10 protein-coding genes, 2 rRNA genes and 1 riboswitch are annotated in these 13,866 nt (G+C 43.0%); all 12 genes read left to right on the top strand.

Features of this window, described 5'->3' with window-relative positions; translation table 11 throughout:
* Window positions 1-200: 200 nt before the first annotated feature.
* The 12 genes from MKX47_RS17605 (at window position 201) to purF (ending at window position 13,712) form a co-directional block, all read left to right on the top strand.
* Window positions 201-3,128, top strand: a 23S ribosomal RNA gene (locus tag MKX47_RS17605).
* Window positions 3,129-3,189: 61 nt separating this feature from the next.
* A 5S ribosomal RNA gene (gene rrf / locus MKX47_RS17600) occupies window positions 3,190-3,305 on the top strand.
* 161 nt (window positions 3,306-3,466) lie between these two features.
* Window positions 3,467-4,444 (top strand): hypothetical protein, encoded by a 978-nt coding sequence (locus tag MKX47_RS17595; RefSeq protein WP_340776790.1) that lies wholly within the window; start codon window positions 3,467-3,469, stop codon window positions 4,442-4,444.
* Between the two features lie 321 nt (window positions 4,445-4,765).
* Window positions 4,766-4,954 carry an NETI motif-containing protein gene (locus MKX47_RS17590; RefSeq protein WP_340776788.1) on the top strand — a complete coding sequence of 63 codons (189 nt, stop codon included), beginning with the start codon at window positions 4,766-4,768 and terminating at the stop codon, window positions 4,952-4,954.
* Window positions 4,955-5,051: 97 nt separating this feature from the next.
* A riboswitch (purine riboswitch) is annotated at window positions 5,052-5,151 on the top strand.
* A 282-nt stretch (window positions 5,152-5,433) separates the two neighbouring features.
* Entirely contained in the window at window positions 5,434-5,922 is a 489-nt protein-coding gene (gene purE / locus MKX47_RS17585; RefSeq protein WP_340776786.1) for a 5-(carboxyamino)imidazole ribonucleotide mutase, read from the top strand.
* Window positions 5,919-7,043, top strand: coding sequence for a 5-(carboxyamino)imidazole ribonucleotide synthase (purK, locus tag MKX47_RS17580; protein WP_340776784.1), 1,125 nt, complete (start codon window positions 5,919-5,921; stop codon window positions 7,041-7,043). The genes purE and purK overlap by 4 nt, the downstream gene beginning before the upstream one ends.
* Before the next feature lie 15 nt (window positions 7,044-7,058).
* Window positions 7,059-8,363: an adenylosuccinate lyase gene (gene purB, locus MKX47_RS17575; protein WP_340776782.1), complete on the top strand. Its 1,305-nt coding sequence runs from the start codon at window positions 7,059-7,061 to the stop codon at window positions 8,361-8,363.
* A gap of 89 nt (window positions 8,364-8,452) precedes the next feature.
* Entirely contained in the window at window positions 8,453-9,163 is a 711-nt protein-coding gene (purC, locus tag MKX47_RS17570) for a phosphoribosylaminoimidazolesuccinocarboxamide synthase (protein WP_340776780.1), read from the top strand.
* A gap of 3 nt (window positions 9,164-9,166) precedes the next feature.
* Window positions 9,167-9,412 carry a phosphoribosylformylglycinamidine synthase subunit PurS gene (gene purS, locus MKX47_RS17565; RefSeq protein WP_340776778.1) on the top strand — a complete coding sequence of 82 codons (246 nt, stop codon included), beginning with the start codon at window positions 9,167-9,169 and terminating at the stop codon, window positions 9,410-9,412.
* Window positions 9,413-9,416: 4 nt separating this feature from the next.
* Window positions 9,417-10,100 (top strand): phosphoribosylformylglycinamidine synthase subunit PurQ, encoded by a 684-nt coding sequence (gene purQ / locus MKX47_RS17560; RefSeq protein ID WP_340776775.1) that lies wholly within the window; start codon window positions 9,417-9,419, stop codon window positions 10,098-10,100.
* Entirely contained in the window at window positions 10,087-12,318 is a 2,232-nt protein-coding gene (purL, locus tag MKX47_RS17555) for a phosphoribosylformylglycinamidine synthase subunit PurL (protein ID WP_340776773.1), read from the top strand. The genes purQ and purL overlap by 14 nt, the downstream gene beginning before the upstream one ends.
* A complete protein-coding gene (gene purF, locus MKX47_RS17550; RefSeq protein WP_340776771.1) occupies window positions 12,294-13,712 on the top strand; it encodes an amidophosphoribosyltransferase in 1,419 nt (472 codons plus the stop codon). Before purL ends, purF begins: the two co-directional genes overlap by 25 nt.
* The last annotated feature ends 154 nt before the right edge of the window (window positions 13,713-13,866 follow it).

Below are 13,866 nucleotides of genomic sequence, written 5' to 3'. Positions count from 1 at the left end.
GAAACCTTCTCTTGGAGAAGGGGCTCATTAACGTTTGCTGTTCAGTTTTGAAGGTTCATTCTTAGTTGAATGAAATACTTCAAAACTTCGTTCTTTGAAAACTGGATAAAACGACATTGATAAGTAATAAACAAACATAGATCAAGAAATTGATCGTGCAATATCCTTAAAATCTTACTTTTTAAGTAAGTTTAACTTTTGGTTAAGTTAATAAGGGCGCACGGTGGATGCCTTGGCACTAGGAGTCGATGAAGGACGGCACTAACACCGATATGCCTCGGGGAGCTGTAAGTAAGCTTTGATCCGGGGATTTCCGAATGGGGGAACCCACTATCTTTAATCGGATAGTATCTACACGTGAATACATAGCGTGATGAGGACAGACGCAGGGAACTGAAACATCTAAGTACCTGCAGGAACAGAAAGAAAATTCGATTCCCTGAGTAGCGGCGAGCGAAACGGGAAGAGCCCAAACCAAAGAGCTTGCTCTTTGGGGTTGTAGGACACTCTATACGGAGTTACAAAAGAATGATTTAGGCGAAGCGACTTGGAAAGGTCCGCAAGAGAAGGTAACAGCCCTGTAGCCAAAAAGTCATTCCCTCCAGAGTGGATCCTGAGTACGGCGGAACACGTGAAATTCCGTCGGAATCCGGGAGGACCATCTCCCAAGGCTAAATACTACCTAGTGACCGATAGTGAACCAGTACCGTGAGGGAAAGGTGAAAAGCACCCCGGAAGGGGAGTGAAATAGAACCTGAAACCGTGTGCCTACAAGTAGTTAGAGCCCGTTAATGGGTGATAGCGTGCCTTTTGTAGAATGAACCGGCGAGTTACGATTACGTGCGAGGTTAAGTTGAGAAGACGGAGCCGCAGCGAAAGCGAGTCTGAATAGGGCGAATTAGTATGTAGTCGTAGACCCGAAACCAGGTGATCTACCCATGTCCAGGATGAAGGTGAGGTAACACTTACTGGAGGTCCGAACCCACGTACGTTGAAAAGTGCGGGGATGAGGTGTGGGTAGCGGAGAAATTCCAATCGAACTTGGAGATAGCTGGTTCTCTCCGAAATAGCTTTAGGGCTAGCCTCGTGATGAAGAATACCGGAGGTAGAGCACTGTTTGGACTAGGGGGGCATCTCGCTTTACCGAATTCAGACAAACTCCGAATGCCGGATATTTATACACGGGAGTCAGACTGCGAGTGATAAGATCCGTAGTCAAGAGGGAAACAGCCCAGACCACCAGCTAAGGTCCCAAAGTAATCGTTAAGTGGAAAAGGATGTGGCGTTGCTTAGACAACCAGGATGTTGGCTTAGAAGCAGCCATCATTTAAAGAGTGCGTAATAGCTCACTGGTCGAGTGACGCTGCGCCGAAAATGTATCGGGGCTAAACGATTCACCGAAGCTGTGGATGCATACCGTTGGTATGCGTGGTAGGAGAGCGTTCTAAGGGCGTTGAAGTCAGACCGGAAGGACTGGTGGAGCGCTTAGAAGTGAGAATGCCGGTATGAGTAGCGAAACATGGGTGAGAATCCCATGCACCGTATGACTAAGGTTTCCTGAGGAAGGCTCGTCCGCTCAGGGTTAGTCGGGACCTAAGCCGAGGCCGATAGGCGTAGGCGATGGACAACAGGTTGATATTCCTGTACTACCTCCCCACCGTTTGAGAAATGGGGGGACGCAGTAGGGTAGGGTAAGCAGAGCGTTGGTTGTCTCTGTTCAAGCAGTAAGGTGTGTGCGTAGGCAAATCCGCGTACTGTAACATTGAGCTGTGATGACGACTCCGTATGGAGGAAGTTCCTGATCTCACACTGCCAAGAAAAGCCTCTATCGAGGTGGGAGGTACCCGTACCGCAAACCGACACAGGTAGTCGAGGAGAGAATCCTAAGGTGTGCGAGAGAACTCTCGTTAAGGAACTCGGCAAAATGACCCCGTAACTTCGGGAGAAGGGGTGCTCTTGAGCGTGCAAGCGCACGAGAGCCGCAGTGAATAGGCCCAGGCGACTGTTTAGCAAAAACACAGGTCTCTGCAAAACCGTAAGGTGACGTATAGGGGCTGACGCCTGCCCGGTGCTGGAAGGTTAAGAGGAGTGGTTAGCGCAAGCGAAGCTGCGAATTGAAGCCCCAGTAAACGGCGGCCGTAACTATAACGGTCCTAAGGTAGCGAAATTCCTTGTCGGGTAAGTTCCGACCCGCACGAAAGGCGTAACGATCTGGGCACTGTCTCAACGAGAGACTCGGTGAAATTATAGTACCTGTGAAGATGCAGGTTACCCGCGACAGGACGGAAAGACCCCGTGGAGCTTTACTGTAGCTTGATATTGAATTTTGGTACAACTTGTACAGGATAGGTAGGAGCCAGAGATCTCGGAGCGCCAGCTTCGAAGGAGGCGTCGGTGGGATACTACCCTGGTTGTATTGAACTTCTAACCCATGCCCCTTAGCGGGGTAGGAGACAGTGTCAGGCGGACAGTTTGACTGGGGCGGTCGCCTCCTAAAAGGTAACGGAGGCGCCCAAAGGTTCCCTCAGAATGGTTGGAAATCATTCGCAGAGTGTAAAGGCATAAGGGAGCTTGACTGCGAGACCTACAAGTCGAGCAGGGTCGAAAGACGGGCTTAGTGATCCGGTGGTTCCGCATGGAAGGGCCATCGCTCAACGGATAAAAGCTACCCCGGGGATAACAGGCTTATCTCCCCCAAGAGTCCACATCGACGGGGAGGTTTGGCACCTCGATGTCGGCTCATCGCATCCTGGGGCTGTAGTCGGTCCCAAGGGTTGGGCTGTTCGCCCATTAAAGCGGTACGCGAGCTGGGTTCAGAACGTCGTGAGACAGTTCGGTCCCTATCCGTCGTGGGCGTAGGAAATTTGAGAGGAGCTGTCCTTAGTACGAGAGGACCGGGATGGACACACCGCTGGTGTACCAGTTGTCTTGCCAAAGGCATCGCTGGGTAGCTATGTGTGGACGGGATAAGTGCTGAAAGCATCTAAGCATGAAGCCCCCCTCAAGATGAGATTTCCCATTACGCAAGTAAGTAAGACCCCTGAAAGACGATCAGGTAGATAGGTTCGAGGTGGAAGTGTGGCGACACATGTAGCTGACGAATACTAATCGGTCGAGGACTTAACCACATGTTTACGAACATCAATGAAACGTTTATCCAGTTTTGAAAGAATGAATCTTTCAACTTAATCTAGTGATGATGGCAAAGAGGTCACACCCGTTCCCATACCGAACACGGAAGTTAAGCTCTTTAGCGCCGATGGTAGTTGGGGGTTTCCCCCTGTGAGAGTAGGACATCGCTAGGTCATTGGAAAGCCACTGAGCAATCAGTGGCTTTTTTGTGCATTGGTTTAGATTATGCTATAAAACAGGTCTTTAGAAACAGAATACCTTCGAAATAAATAGTATGTATTTCTTACTGAATAGGGTAAAATGAAGGTAAATTTAAATGAAGGTTTGAATGTGTATGGTTGGATTTTTCAAAAAGTTATTTTCATCTAAATCGTTATTACCTGAGCAGCAGTATGACGAACGTGGCTTTAATGTATATGGTATTCACAAAAATGGTACGAAATATGACGATCATGGTTATGATGTACGTGGCTTTGGCGAAAACGGCAAAACACGCAATCGGAAATATTATGACGATAATGGTTTTGATGCCAAAGGAATTCATTTAACCGGGAAAAAATATATTGCTGGCTATGATTGCTTTGGTTATGATTCGTTAGGCTTCAATAAAGAAGGATGGAATCGAGAAGGGTTTTATAAAGACGGCTTTAATAAAGACAATTATGACAAAGATGGCTTTAACCGAAAAGGAATCAATAAATATGGATTCAATAAAGAAGGGATTCATAAAAATGGTACACGCTTTGATAATCAAGGTTTTAATGTATATGGATTTAATAAAGAAGGCTTAGACCGAGATGGTTATAATCGTGGTGGCTTTAATCAGATGGGTTACAATCGAGCGGGCTTTCATGAAGATGGCTATAATCGGGCCGGTTACGACAAGGATGGGTATAGTCGAGAGGGTTTCAACAAAAAAGGCTATAATCGAGAGGGTTTTACTGCTGCAGGAATAGATATAGAAGGTTATGATCGGGCGGGTTTCAATAAAAAGGGCTATGATCGGGAAGGCTTCAATCGAGACGGCTATGATAAACAAGGTTATAACCGAAATGGTAAAACACAAGACGGCTTTAATAAACAGGGATATAATGAACTTGGTTATGACAAAGAGGGCTATAATAAACAAGGGTTTAATGAAGAAGGCTTTAATCGAGCTGGCTATGATCAAAAGGGTTTTAATCGAGAAGGTTACGATCAGGAAGGCTACAATCGATTGGGGTTTGATTCGTTCGACTTAGATCGAGAAGGTTTTGATAGTGAAGGCTATGATCGCCAAGGCTATAATCGAGCGGGAGAACGAAAATTATGAAGGGGGCGTCCGGACAATTGTATCGGGACGCCTTTTTTGTGTTGAAGATGATATGGATTTAGGATTCGGAGTACGTCAAGTTTCTACAATGGAATGAAGCAAGGCTTACGCTACAATGTCATCTTTGAAGGTTCCCAATTAACATTTGAACAGACGTCGGCAATTTAAAAATAAATGACGGAGAATGCTGAAATAGTATTCTTTTTTCAATTCTATAATAATTGTGACAATTCGTTCACAAATTTAATTTGTTCTATTAGGTAGCGTACTATTGAACATGTTATAGTAAGAGCGATATTGAAAGTCGGAAGGATGACCAGTTTGGCTAAGAATCAAGTGTGGTATGAAGTACAAGAAAATGAAACAATCGAGCAATGTCTTGAACGAATGAAGAAAGATGGTTATCAGCCATTTGGACGTAAGGAAGAGCCCGTATTTGAAGAGGTCAATGGTGAGCCCGTGTATTTACGGCAAAAAATCCAATTCAAAGGGATAATACTCGAAGAATAATGAAATATTAACCGAAAACCGAACAATACTGTTTTCTGAAAATTTATCGTTCGCATTTTTGCATTGATTTTCTGTGAAAGCCTTGTTAAAATGTGTACAGGAAAAACATTTTATCCCTCATATATGCTAGAGAATATGGCTCTAGTGTCTCTACCCGGTACCGTAAATTCCGGACTATGTGGGAAAGCAACTTTTGGTACGATTATTTATAAAGGGTGTGGATTGAGATGCTATTATCTTCATATTCTTTTTTAAAGAGTCCTCAAGTAATCTGCTTTCTCATGCGTAGAGAGTAGTTTATTTGGGGATTTTTTATTAAGTAAATTACACCTTAGCGATTATATGTACCGATTTTTATCGAGTATTCGAAAAAATCTATGACAAGGGCTGAGCAATTATCTACAAACAGTGAAATAATACTGAATGGCGATAAATAAAGCGAAACGTAAGTGGAGAAGATGTTTAAAGGAGCGAAACTCATGAATCCGAAAATTGGCGTTATTATGGGAAGTTCAAGTGACTGGGAAACAATGAAGCATGCGTGCGACATTTTAGAACAGCTTGAAGTACCTTATGAAAAGCAGGTTGTATCTGCACATCGCACACCTGACTTAATGTTTGAATATGCAGAAGGTGCACGTGACCGCGGTATCCAAGTAATTATTGCTGGAGCAGGTGGGGCAGCTCACTTACCAGGAATGGTTGCAGCAAAAACGACATTACCGGTTATTGGTGTACCTGTACAATCTCGTGCATTAAACGGCCTTGATTCCCTACTATCAATCGTACAAATGCCAGGCGGTGTACCAGTGGCAACAGTAGCAATTGGTAAAGCCGGTGCAACCAACGCAGGGTTACTTGCTGCACAAATTTTAGGAGCCTTTGATACGGAACTTGCTGCAAAGCTTGACGCACGTCGTGAAGCGACAAAAGCACAGGTTTTAGAAAGCACAGGTGACCTAACGTGACAAAAATGATTTATCCTGGACAAACGATCGGCATTATTGGAGGCGGTCAGCTTGGTCGAATGATGGCAGTCGCGGCAAAAGAAGCAGGCTATAAAATTGCTGTTTTAGAGCCGACAATGGATTCACCTTGTGGACAAGTAGCAGACATTCGCATCGTAGCAGCTTATGATGACGAGGCCGCACTTGAAGAATTAGCAGAAGTAAGTGACGTGATTACGTACGAATTCGAAAATATCGATTACGAGGGCTTAAAGCGTTTAACACAAATTGCTTATGTCCCACAAGGAGCAGAGCTTGTTCGGATTACACAAAATCGTGTAACGGAAAAAGCGATGATTGTTGAGGCTGGTTGTCCAGTAGCGCCGTATGTTGTGGCGGATACATATGAACAGCTTACAGCACAAATTCATGAAATTGGCTTCCCATGCATCGTGAAAACGGCACGTGGAGGCTATGATGGCAAAGGGCAGCAGCTGTTAAAATCAGCAGCTGATTTGCCACTTGCACAAGGTTTATTTGAACATTCACAATGCATTGCAGAAGGCTTTGTACCATTTACGAAAGAGATTTCCGTCATTGTTCAGCGCAATGGACATGGCGAAACATACTGCTTGCCAGTAGGCGAAAATATTCATGTAAATCACATTTTACATGAAACAATTGTGCCTGCGCGCATCGGAGCGAACACAGCCATGTTAGCAGAAGAAGCGGCGATGAAAATTGCAGACTACTTACAGCTAGTCGGCACATTAGCAGTAGAAATGTTCGTACTTGAAGATGGTAGCATTGTCATCAACGAATGCGCACCGCGACCACATAACTCTGGTCATTACTCAATAGAGGCGTGCAATATTTCACAATTCACACAGCATATCCGTGCTGTATGTGGATGGCCATTACGTAAACCGCAGTTATGGGCACCATCAATCATGGTGAATGTGCTAGGACAGCATGTTGTATCTTTAACAAACTCTATTTCGAAATATCCAGATTGGTCTGTACACCTTTACGGTAAATCAGAAGCAAAAGTGAATCGTAAAATGGGTCATGTAACGATCATGACAAAGGATTTAAATACGACTTTAAAACAAATCGAGGAATCTGGTATTTGGCCAGAGTAGAAGGAGCATAAAAAGATGATTGAACGCTATACACGTCCCGAAATGGGCGCAATTTGGACTGAAGAAAATAAATATCGAGCTTGGCTTGAAGTTGAAATTTTAGCTTGTGAAGCATGGGCTGAGATTGGAGAAATTCCAAAAGAAGATGTTATTAAATTACGTGCGAATGCCGACTTCGATATCAATCGCATCTACGAAATCGAAAAGGAAACGCGTCATGACGTAGTAGCGTTCACTCGCGCTGTCTCTGAAACACCTGCACTTGGGGAAGAACGTAAATGGGTACATTACGGCTTAACTTCTACAGATGTAGTGGATACAGCGTTATCTTACTTAATAAAACAAGCGAATGAGATCCTTCGCAAAGATTTGAAGAAATTTTTAGCAATCATCAAAAGTAAAGCACAAGAGCATAAAAATACCGTCTGCATGGGGCGTACTCATGGTGTCCATGCAGAACCTACAACATTTGGTTTAAAGCTTGCCCTTTGGTATGAAGAAATGAAGCGTAATATGGAGCGCTTCGAGGCGGCTGCAAAGGTCATTGAAACCGGTAAAATGAGTGGGGCGGTTGGTACATATGCCAATATCGATCCTCGTGTAGAGGCATATGTATGTGAGCATCTTGGCTTAGCGGCAGCGCCCATTTCAACACAAACGCTGCAGCGTGATCGTCATGCACAATACTTCTCGACACTCGCGTTAATTGCGACTTCCATTGAAAAGTTTGCAACAGAAGTGCGCGGCTTACAAAAGTCCGAGACACGTGAAGTAGAGGAAGGTTTTGCAAAAGGTCAAAAAGGTTCTTCGGCAATGCCGCATAAACGTAATCCAATCGGCTCTGAAAATATGACAGGTATGGCACGCTTAATGCGCGGCTATATGCTAACAGCTTTTGAAAACGTGTCATTATGGCATGAGCGTGATATTTCGCACTCATCAGCAGAGCGTGTCATTATTCCAGATGCAACAATTACATTGAACTACATGTTAAATCGTTTCGGCAGTATTATCGAAAACTTATCAGTATTCCCTGAAAATATGAAACGCAATATGGAGCGTACGTTTGGATTAATTTACTCACAGCGTATCCTACTTGCATTAATTGATAAAGGTTTAGTTCGTGAAGAGGCGTACGATACGGTTCAACCCTTAACTGCACGCGCATGGGATGAGCAAACACAGTTCCGCCCATTAGTAGAAGCTAGTGAAAAGATTACTTCTTATCTATCACCTGAAGAAATCAACGACTGCTTCGATTACAACTATCACATTCAAAATGTCGATTTCATTTTCGAACGTTTAGGACTGAACGAATAAGAGAAGTTCACTGAAATACCTTAGTGAACTTTGCTTGAAGCCTGTTAGAAGGAATCACAACATCAATTAATTTTTTGGAGGAATACGTTATGGAAAAAGGTCAACTTTTGTACGAAGGTAAAGCAAAACGATTATACGCAACACAGGATGAAGAAATTCTATTTGTTGAATATAAAGATAGTGCCACAGCATTTAACGGTGAGAAAAAAGCCGAAATTGCCGGTAAAGGAAATTTAAACAACCAAATCACTACTTTAATTTTCGAAAAATTACAAGCAAACGGAATTGCGTCACATTTCGTAAAACGTCTTTCCGATAATGAACAGCTTGTACGTAAAGTCGAAATTATTCCAATTGAAGTCGTAACACGTAATATCGCTGCCGGAAGCTTAGCAAAACGTCTAGGCTTTGAAGAAGGGACAAGCTTAAAGCGTCCAATCGTTGAGTTTTACTATAAAGACGATGCTTTAGGGGACCCATTCATCACAACGGAGCATATCGACGTGCTCGCTATTGCTACACCAAAGGAAGTACAAGATTTATATGACAAAGCACTGCAAGTAAATGAAGTGCTGCGTCCAATCTTTTCTGCAGTTGGTGTGACATTAGTCGACTTTAAATTAGAATTCGGTCGTGACAAGGAAGGCAATGTACTACTTGCCGATGAAATTTCACCTGACACTTGTCGTTTATGGGACACCAACACAAATCAAAAGCTTGATAAAGACGTATTCCGCCGTGATCTAGGCAGTATAACTGAAGTATACGAAATTATTTTACAAAAACTTGGAGGCAAATAAGTCATGAAGAAAGTTAAAATTTACGTAACATTAAAAGAAAGTATTTTAGATCCACAAGGTTCAGCTGTTCAAGGTTCATTACAAAAAATCGGATATAGTGAAGTGACAGACATTCGTATTGGTAAATATTTAGAAGTGGAAATCGCTGATACTGACCGCGATGTAGATACAATCGTTAAGGAAATGTGTGAAAAAGTATTAACAAATACGGTAATCGAGAAATACCGTTACGAAATCGAGGAGGCATAATACTATGAAATTTGCAGTACTCGTTTTCCCGGGGTCTAACTGTGACATCGACATGTATCATGCGATCAAAGACGAATTAGGTGAAGAAGTAGAATACGTTTGGCATACAGAAGGCTCTTTAGATGGTTTTGACGGTGCATTAGTTCCAGGTGGTTTCTCATATGGTGACTACTTACGTTGTGGCGCAATGGCGAACCAATCAAACGTAATGAAGGCTTTAAAAGAATTTGCAGCAGCAGGCAAACCGGTTCTAGGCGTATGTAATGGGTTCCAAATTTTAACGGAAGCTGGCTTATTACCTGGCGCGCTAATCCGCAACAAAAACTTAAAATTCATGTGTCGTACAGTACAATTAAAAGTTGAAAACAATGACACATTATTCACAAACCAGTATGAAGCAGGCGAAGTGATTAATATTCCAATCGCACACGGTGAAGGAAACTACTACTGTGACGAGGAAACATTAGCTGAATTAAAAGCGAATAACCAAATCGCATTCACATATGAAGGTGAAAATCCAAACGGTTCTTTAGCGGATATTGCTGGAATCATCAACAAAGAAGGTAACGTACTTGGTATGATGCCTCACCCAGAGCGTGCAGCGAACGAAATCGTTGGCGGTGCAGACGGTCTTAAATTATTTAAATCAATTGTTAAGCAGTGGAGGGAACAACATGTCAACAACTAATTTTGAGCCATCACCAGAGCAAATTAAATCGAAGCGTTTATATGCCGACATGGGTATGACAGATGCAGAATTTGATTTAGCGATTGAAAAATTAGGTCGTATTCCAAACTGGACAGAAACAGGTCTATTTTCAGTAATGTGGTCGGAGCACTGCTCTTACAAAAAATCGAAGCCCGTATTACGCAAATTCCCTACAAAAGGTCCTCAAGTATTACAAGGACCAGGTGAAGGCGCGGGTATCGTGGATATCGGTGATAAGCAAGCAGTGGTATTCAAAATGGAATCACATAACCACCCTTCAGCAATTGAGCCTTACCAAGGTGCCGCAACAGGCGTTGGCGGTATTTTACGTGATGTATTCTCAATGGGAGCACGCCCAATTGCGATGCTAAACTCTTTACGTTTTGGTGAGTTAAAATCAGCGCGCGGTAAATACTTATTTGAGGAAGTCGTAGCAGGTATCGCAGGTTATGGGAACTGTATCGGCGTTCCAACAGTAGGGGGCGAAGTACAATTCGACCCTTGCTATGAGGGCAACCCACTTGTAAATGCGATGTGCGTAGGTTTAATCGACCATAAAGACATTCAAAAGGGTGTTGCAGCAGGTGTTGGGAACACAGTAATGTATGTTGGGGCAAAAACAGGTCGTGACGGTATTCACGGTGCTACTTTCTCTTCTGAGGAATTAACGGAAGATACAGAAGAGTCACGCTCAGCTGTACAAGTTGGTGACCCATTCATGGAAAAATTATTACTTGAAGCTTGTCTTGAAGTAGTAAAATCAGACGCACTTGTTGGGATTCAGGACATGGGTGCGGCAGGCTTAACTTCATCTTCAGCAGAGATGGCTTCAAAGGCTGGTACAGGTGTAGAAATGAATTTAGATCTAGTACCACAACGTGAAACAGGTATGTCAGCTTACGAAATGATGTTATCTGAATCACAAGAGCGTATGTTACTTGTTGTAAAAGCGGGCCGTGAGGAAGAAATAAAAGCGATTTTCGAAAAATATGACTTAGATGCAGTAGCTGTAGGTAAAGTAACAGAAGATAAAATGCTTCGCTTATTACATGGCGGTGAAGTGGTAGCAGAAGTACCAGCAGATGCACTTGCTGAAGACGCGCCAGTGTACATTATGCCAGAAGCAGAGCCAGCGTATTTTGCTGAGTTCCAAGCAATGGAAAATGTTGAGCCACAAGTAACAGATTATAAAGCAACGTTAACATCACTATTAAAAGCGCCAACTGTTGCGTCTAAAGAGTGGGTTTACGATCAATATGACTATCAAGTACGTACAAATACAGTAGTAGCACCAGGCTCTGATGCGGCTGTTTTACGTGTACGTGGCACAAATAAAGGATTAGCGATGACAACAGACTGTAACTCTCGCTACATCTACTTAGATCCAACAACAGGTGGTAAAATCGCAGTTGCGGAAGCGGCACGTAATATCGTATGTTCAGGTGGACAACCACTTGCGATAACAGACTGCTTAAACTTCGGTAACCCAGAAAAACCAGAAATCTTCTGGCAAATTCAAAAATCAGCTGACGGTATTACGGAAGCGTGTTTAGCACTAGATGCACCAGTAATCGGTGGTAACGTATCGATGTATAACGAACGTTCAGGTGAAGCGGTTTACCCAACACCAACAATTGGTATGGTCGGTTTAGTAACGGATTTAAAACATGTAACAACACAAGAAGTAAAAGCTGCTGGTGATGTGGTGTATGTAATTGGTGAAACAGCGACTGAATTCGGTGGTTCGGAATTACAAAAATTAATCGACGGCAAAATTTCTGGTAAAGCACCAGCAATCGATTTAACAGTGGAAGCAGCTCGTCAACAAGCAATTTTAGCAGCGATTCGTGCAGGACTTGTACAATCTGCGCATGACGTTTCTGAAGGCGGTGTTGCTGTAGCACTTGCAGAAAAAACATTTGCTGCAAACGGCTTAGGGATTGAAGCTACTTTAACAGGTTCAGCAACAACAGCTTTATTTGCTGAATCACAATCACGCTTTGTGTTAACAGTAAAAGCTGAAAATGTAGAAGCATTTGAAGCAATCGTAAGTGATGCACAAAAAATCGGTACAGTAACAGAAGACGCAAAATTAACAATTAACGGTGAAACTGGCGTACTTGTTGAAGGTACTGTGGAGGAATTCCGTTCTGCTTGGAAAGGAGCAATCCCATGCTTGCTGAAATCAGAGGCTTAAATGAAGAATGTGGCGTGTTTGGCATTTGGGGAAACCAAGATGCAGCCCACTTAAGTTATTACGGCTTACATGCATTGCAACATCGTGGACAGGAGGGAGCTGGTATCGTCACAACTGACGGTAATCAGCTTCAGGCTGTACGTGGTGAAGGACTTGTAAATGACATATTTAACGAAGAAAAATTGCGAAAAGTAAATGGTCATGCAGCGATCGCTCATGCACGCTATGCTACGGCAGGTGGCAAAGGAATTGAGAATGTTCAGCCACTGTTATTCCGTTCCTCTACAGGTTCGTTAGCAATTGCGCATAACGGAAACTTAGTAAATGCCAATCATTTAAAGCAGGTTTTAGAGCGCTCTGGTAGTTTATTTAATTCGACTTCTGATACAGAGGTTGTTGTACATTTAATTAAAAAATCAAATCAATCACCATTTCGTTCGAAAGTGAAAGAAGCACTTTCATTACTAAAAGGCGCTTTCTCTATTGTTATTTTAACGAATAACCAAATGATTGTTGCACGTGACCGCAATGGTTTACGCCCACTTTCATTAGGGAAATTAGGGGATGCATATGTAGTTGCTTCTGAAACATGTGCTTTCGATTTAATCGGAGCCGAATATATGCGAGATGTAGAACCAGGTGAATTATTAGTTATTTCAGATAATGGCATGGAAATCGATAGCTTTGTAGAAAAAGACAAACGTACGATGTGTGCAATGGAATATGTGTATTTAGCACGCCCAGATTCAAATATCGACAATGTCAATGTGCATATGGCACGTAAACGTATGGGGAAAGAGCTTGCACGTGAATGCGCACATATCGAAGCGGATGTAGTGACAGGTGTACCGGATTCTTCGATTTCTGCAGCGATTGGTTTCTCTGAAGAAAGTGGAATTCCTTACGAGCTTGGGTTAATTAAAAACCGTTATGTCGGTCGTACATTTATCCAGCCAACACAAGAGCTTCGTGAGCGCGGCGTAAAAATGAAGCTTTCACCAGTTGTTCAAGTCGTAAAAGGCAAACGTGTGATTATGGTAGACGACTCAATCGTGCGCGGTACAACGTCAAAACGTATTGTTCGTATGTTAAAAGAAGCAGGTGCAGCAGAGGTCCATGTTGTGATTTCTTCTCCGCCAATGACAGATCCATGTTTTTATGGAATCGATACATCCACACATGAAGAATTAATTGCCTCAAGCCATAGCGTTGAGGAAATTCGTGAAGCAATTGGAGCAGACACAATTACATTCTTATCAGTAGAAGGCATGGTACGAGCGACAAATCGTCCGTTTGAAGATGAGAATGGTGGGCTTTGCTTAGCTTGCTTTACAGGGAAATATCCGACAGAAATTTTCCCAGACACAGTATTACCACATGAAAAAGACTGTTAAACGGTTGATGAGAGGAAGGCATTCGTCATTTTAACGAATGCACCCTCTCGTAATTTAGTGGATCGGTTAGAAAAATTTTCTGAGGAAAACCACATAAGAAAAGACATCATTTCCCGCTACTTGGCGTAAAATGTGTTTTTCTATAGGAGGAGCA

It is taken from the genome of Solibacillus sp. FSL R7-0668 (assembly GCF_038006205.1).
Taxonomy (GTDB): domain Bacteria; phylum Bacillota; class Bacilli; order Bacillales_A; family Planococcaceae; genus Solibacillus.
Note: the sequence above shows the minus strand (reverse complement) of the source record. Positions and strands in the feature narration are given on the sequence as shown.

What these genes read in the sequence shown, in the direction of transcription:
- MKX47_RS17595 (WP_340776790.1), top strand. Translation starts at nt 3,467, where the DNA reads ATGGTTGGATTTTTCAAAAAGTTATTTTCATCTAAATCGTTATTACCT.
- purS (WP_340776778.1), top strand. Translation starts at nt 9,167, where the DNA reads ATGAAGAAAGTTAAAATTTACGTAACATTAAAAGAAAGTATTTTAGAT.
- purQ (WP_340776775.1), top strand. Translation starts at nt 9,417, where the DNA reads ATGAAATTTGCAGTACTCGTTTTCCCGGGGTCTAACTGTGACATCGAC.
- purL (WP_340776773.1), top strand. Translation starts at nt 10,087, where the DNA reads ATGTCAACAACTAATTTTGAGCCATCACCAGAGCAAATTAAATCGAAG.
- purE (WP_340776786.1), top strand. Translation starts at nt 5,434, where the DNA reads ATGAATCCGAAAATTGGCGTTATTATGGGAAGTTCAAGTGACTGGGAA.
- purC (WP_340776780.1), top strand. Translation starts at nt 8,453, where the DNA reads ATGGAAAAAGGTCAACTTTTGTACGAAGGTAAAGCAAAACGATTATAC.
- purB (WP_340776782.1), top strand. Translation starts at nt 7,059, where the DNA reads ATGATTGAACGCTATACACGTCCCGAAATGGGCGCAATTTGGACTGAA.
- purF (WP_340776771.1), top strand. Translation starts at nt 12,294, where the DNA reads ATGCTTGCTGAAATCAGAGGCTTAAATGAAGAATGTGGCGTGTTTGGC.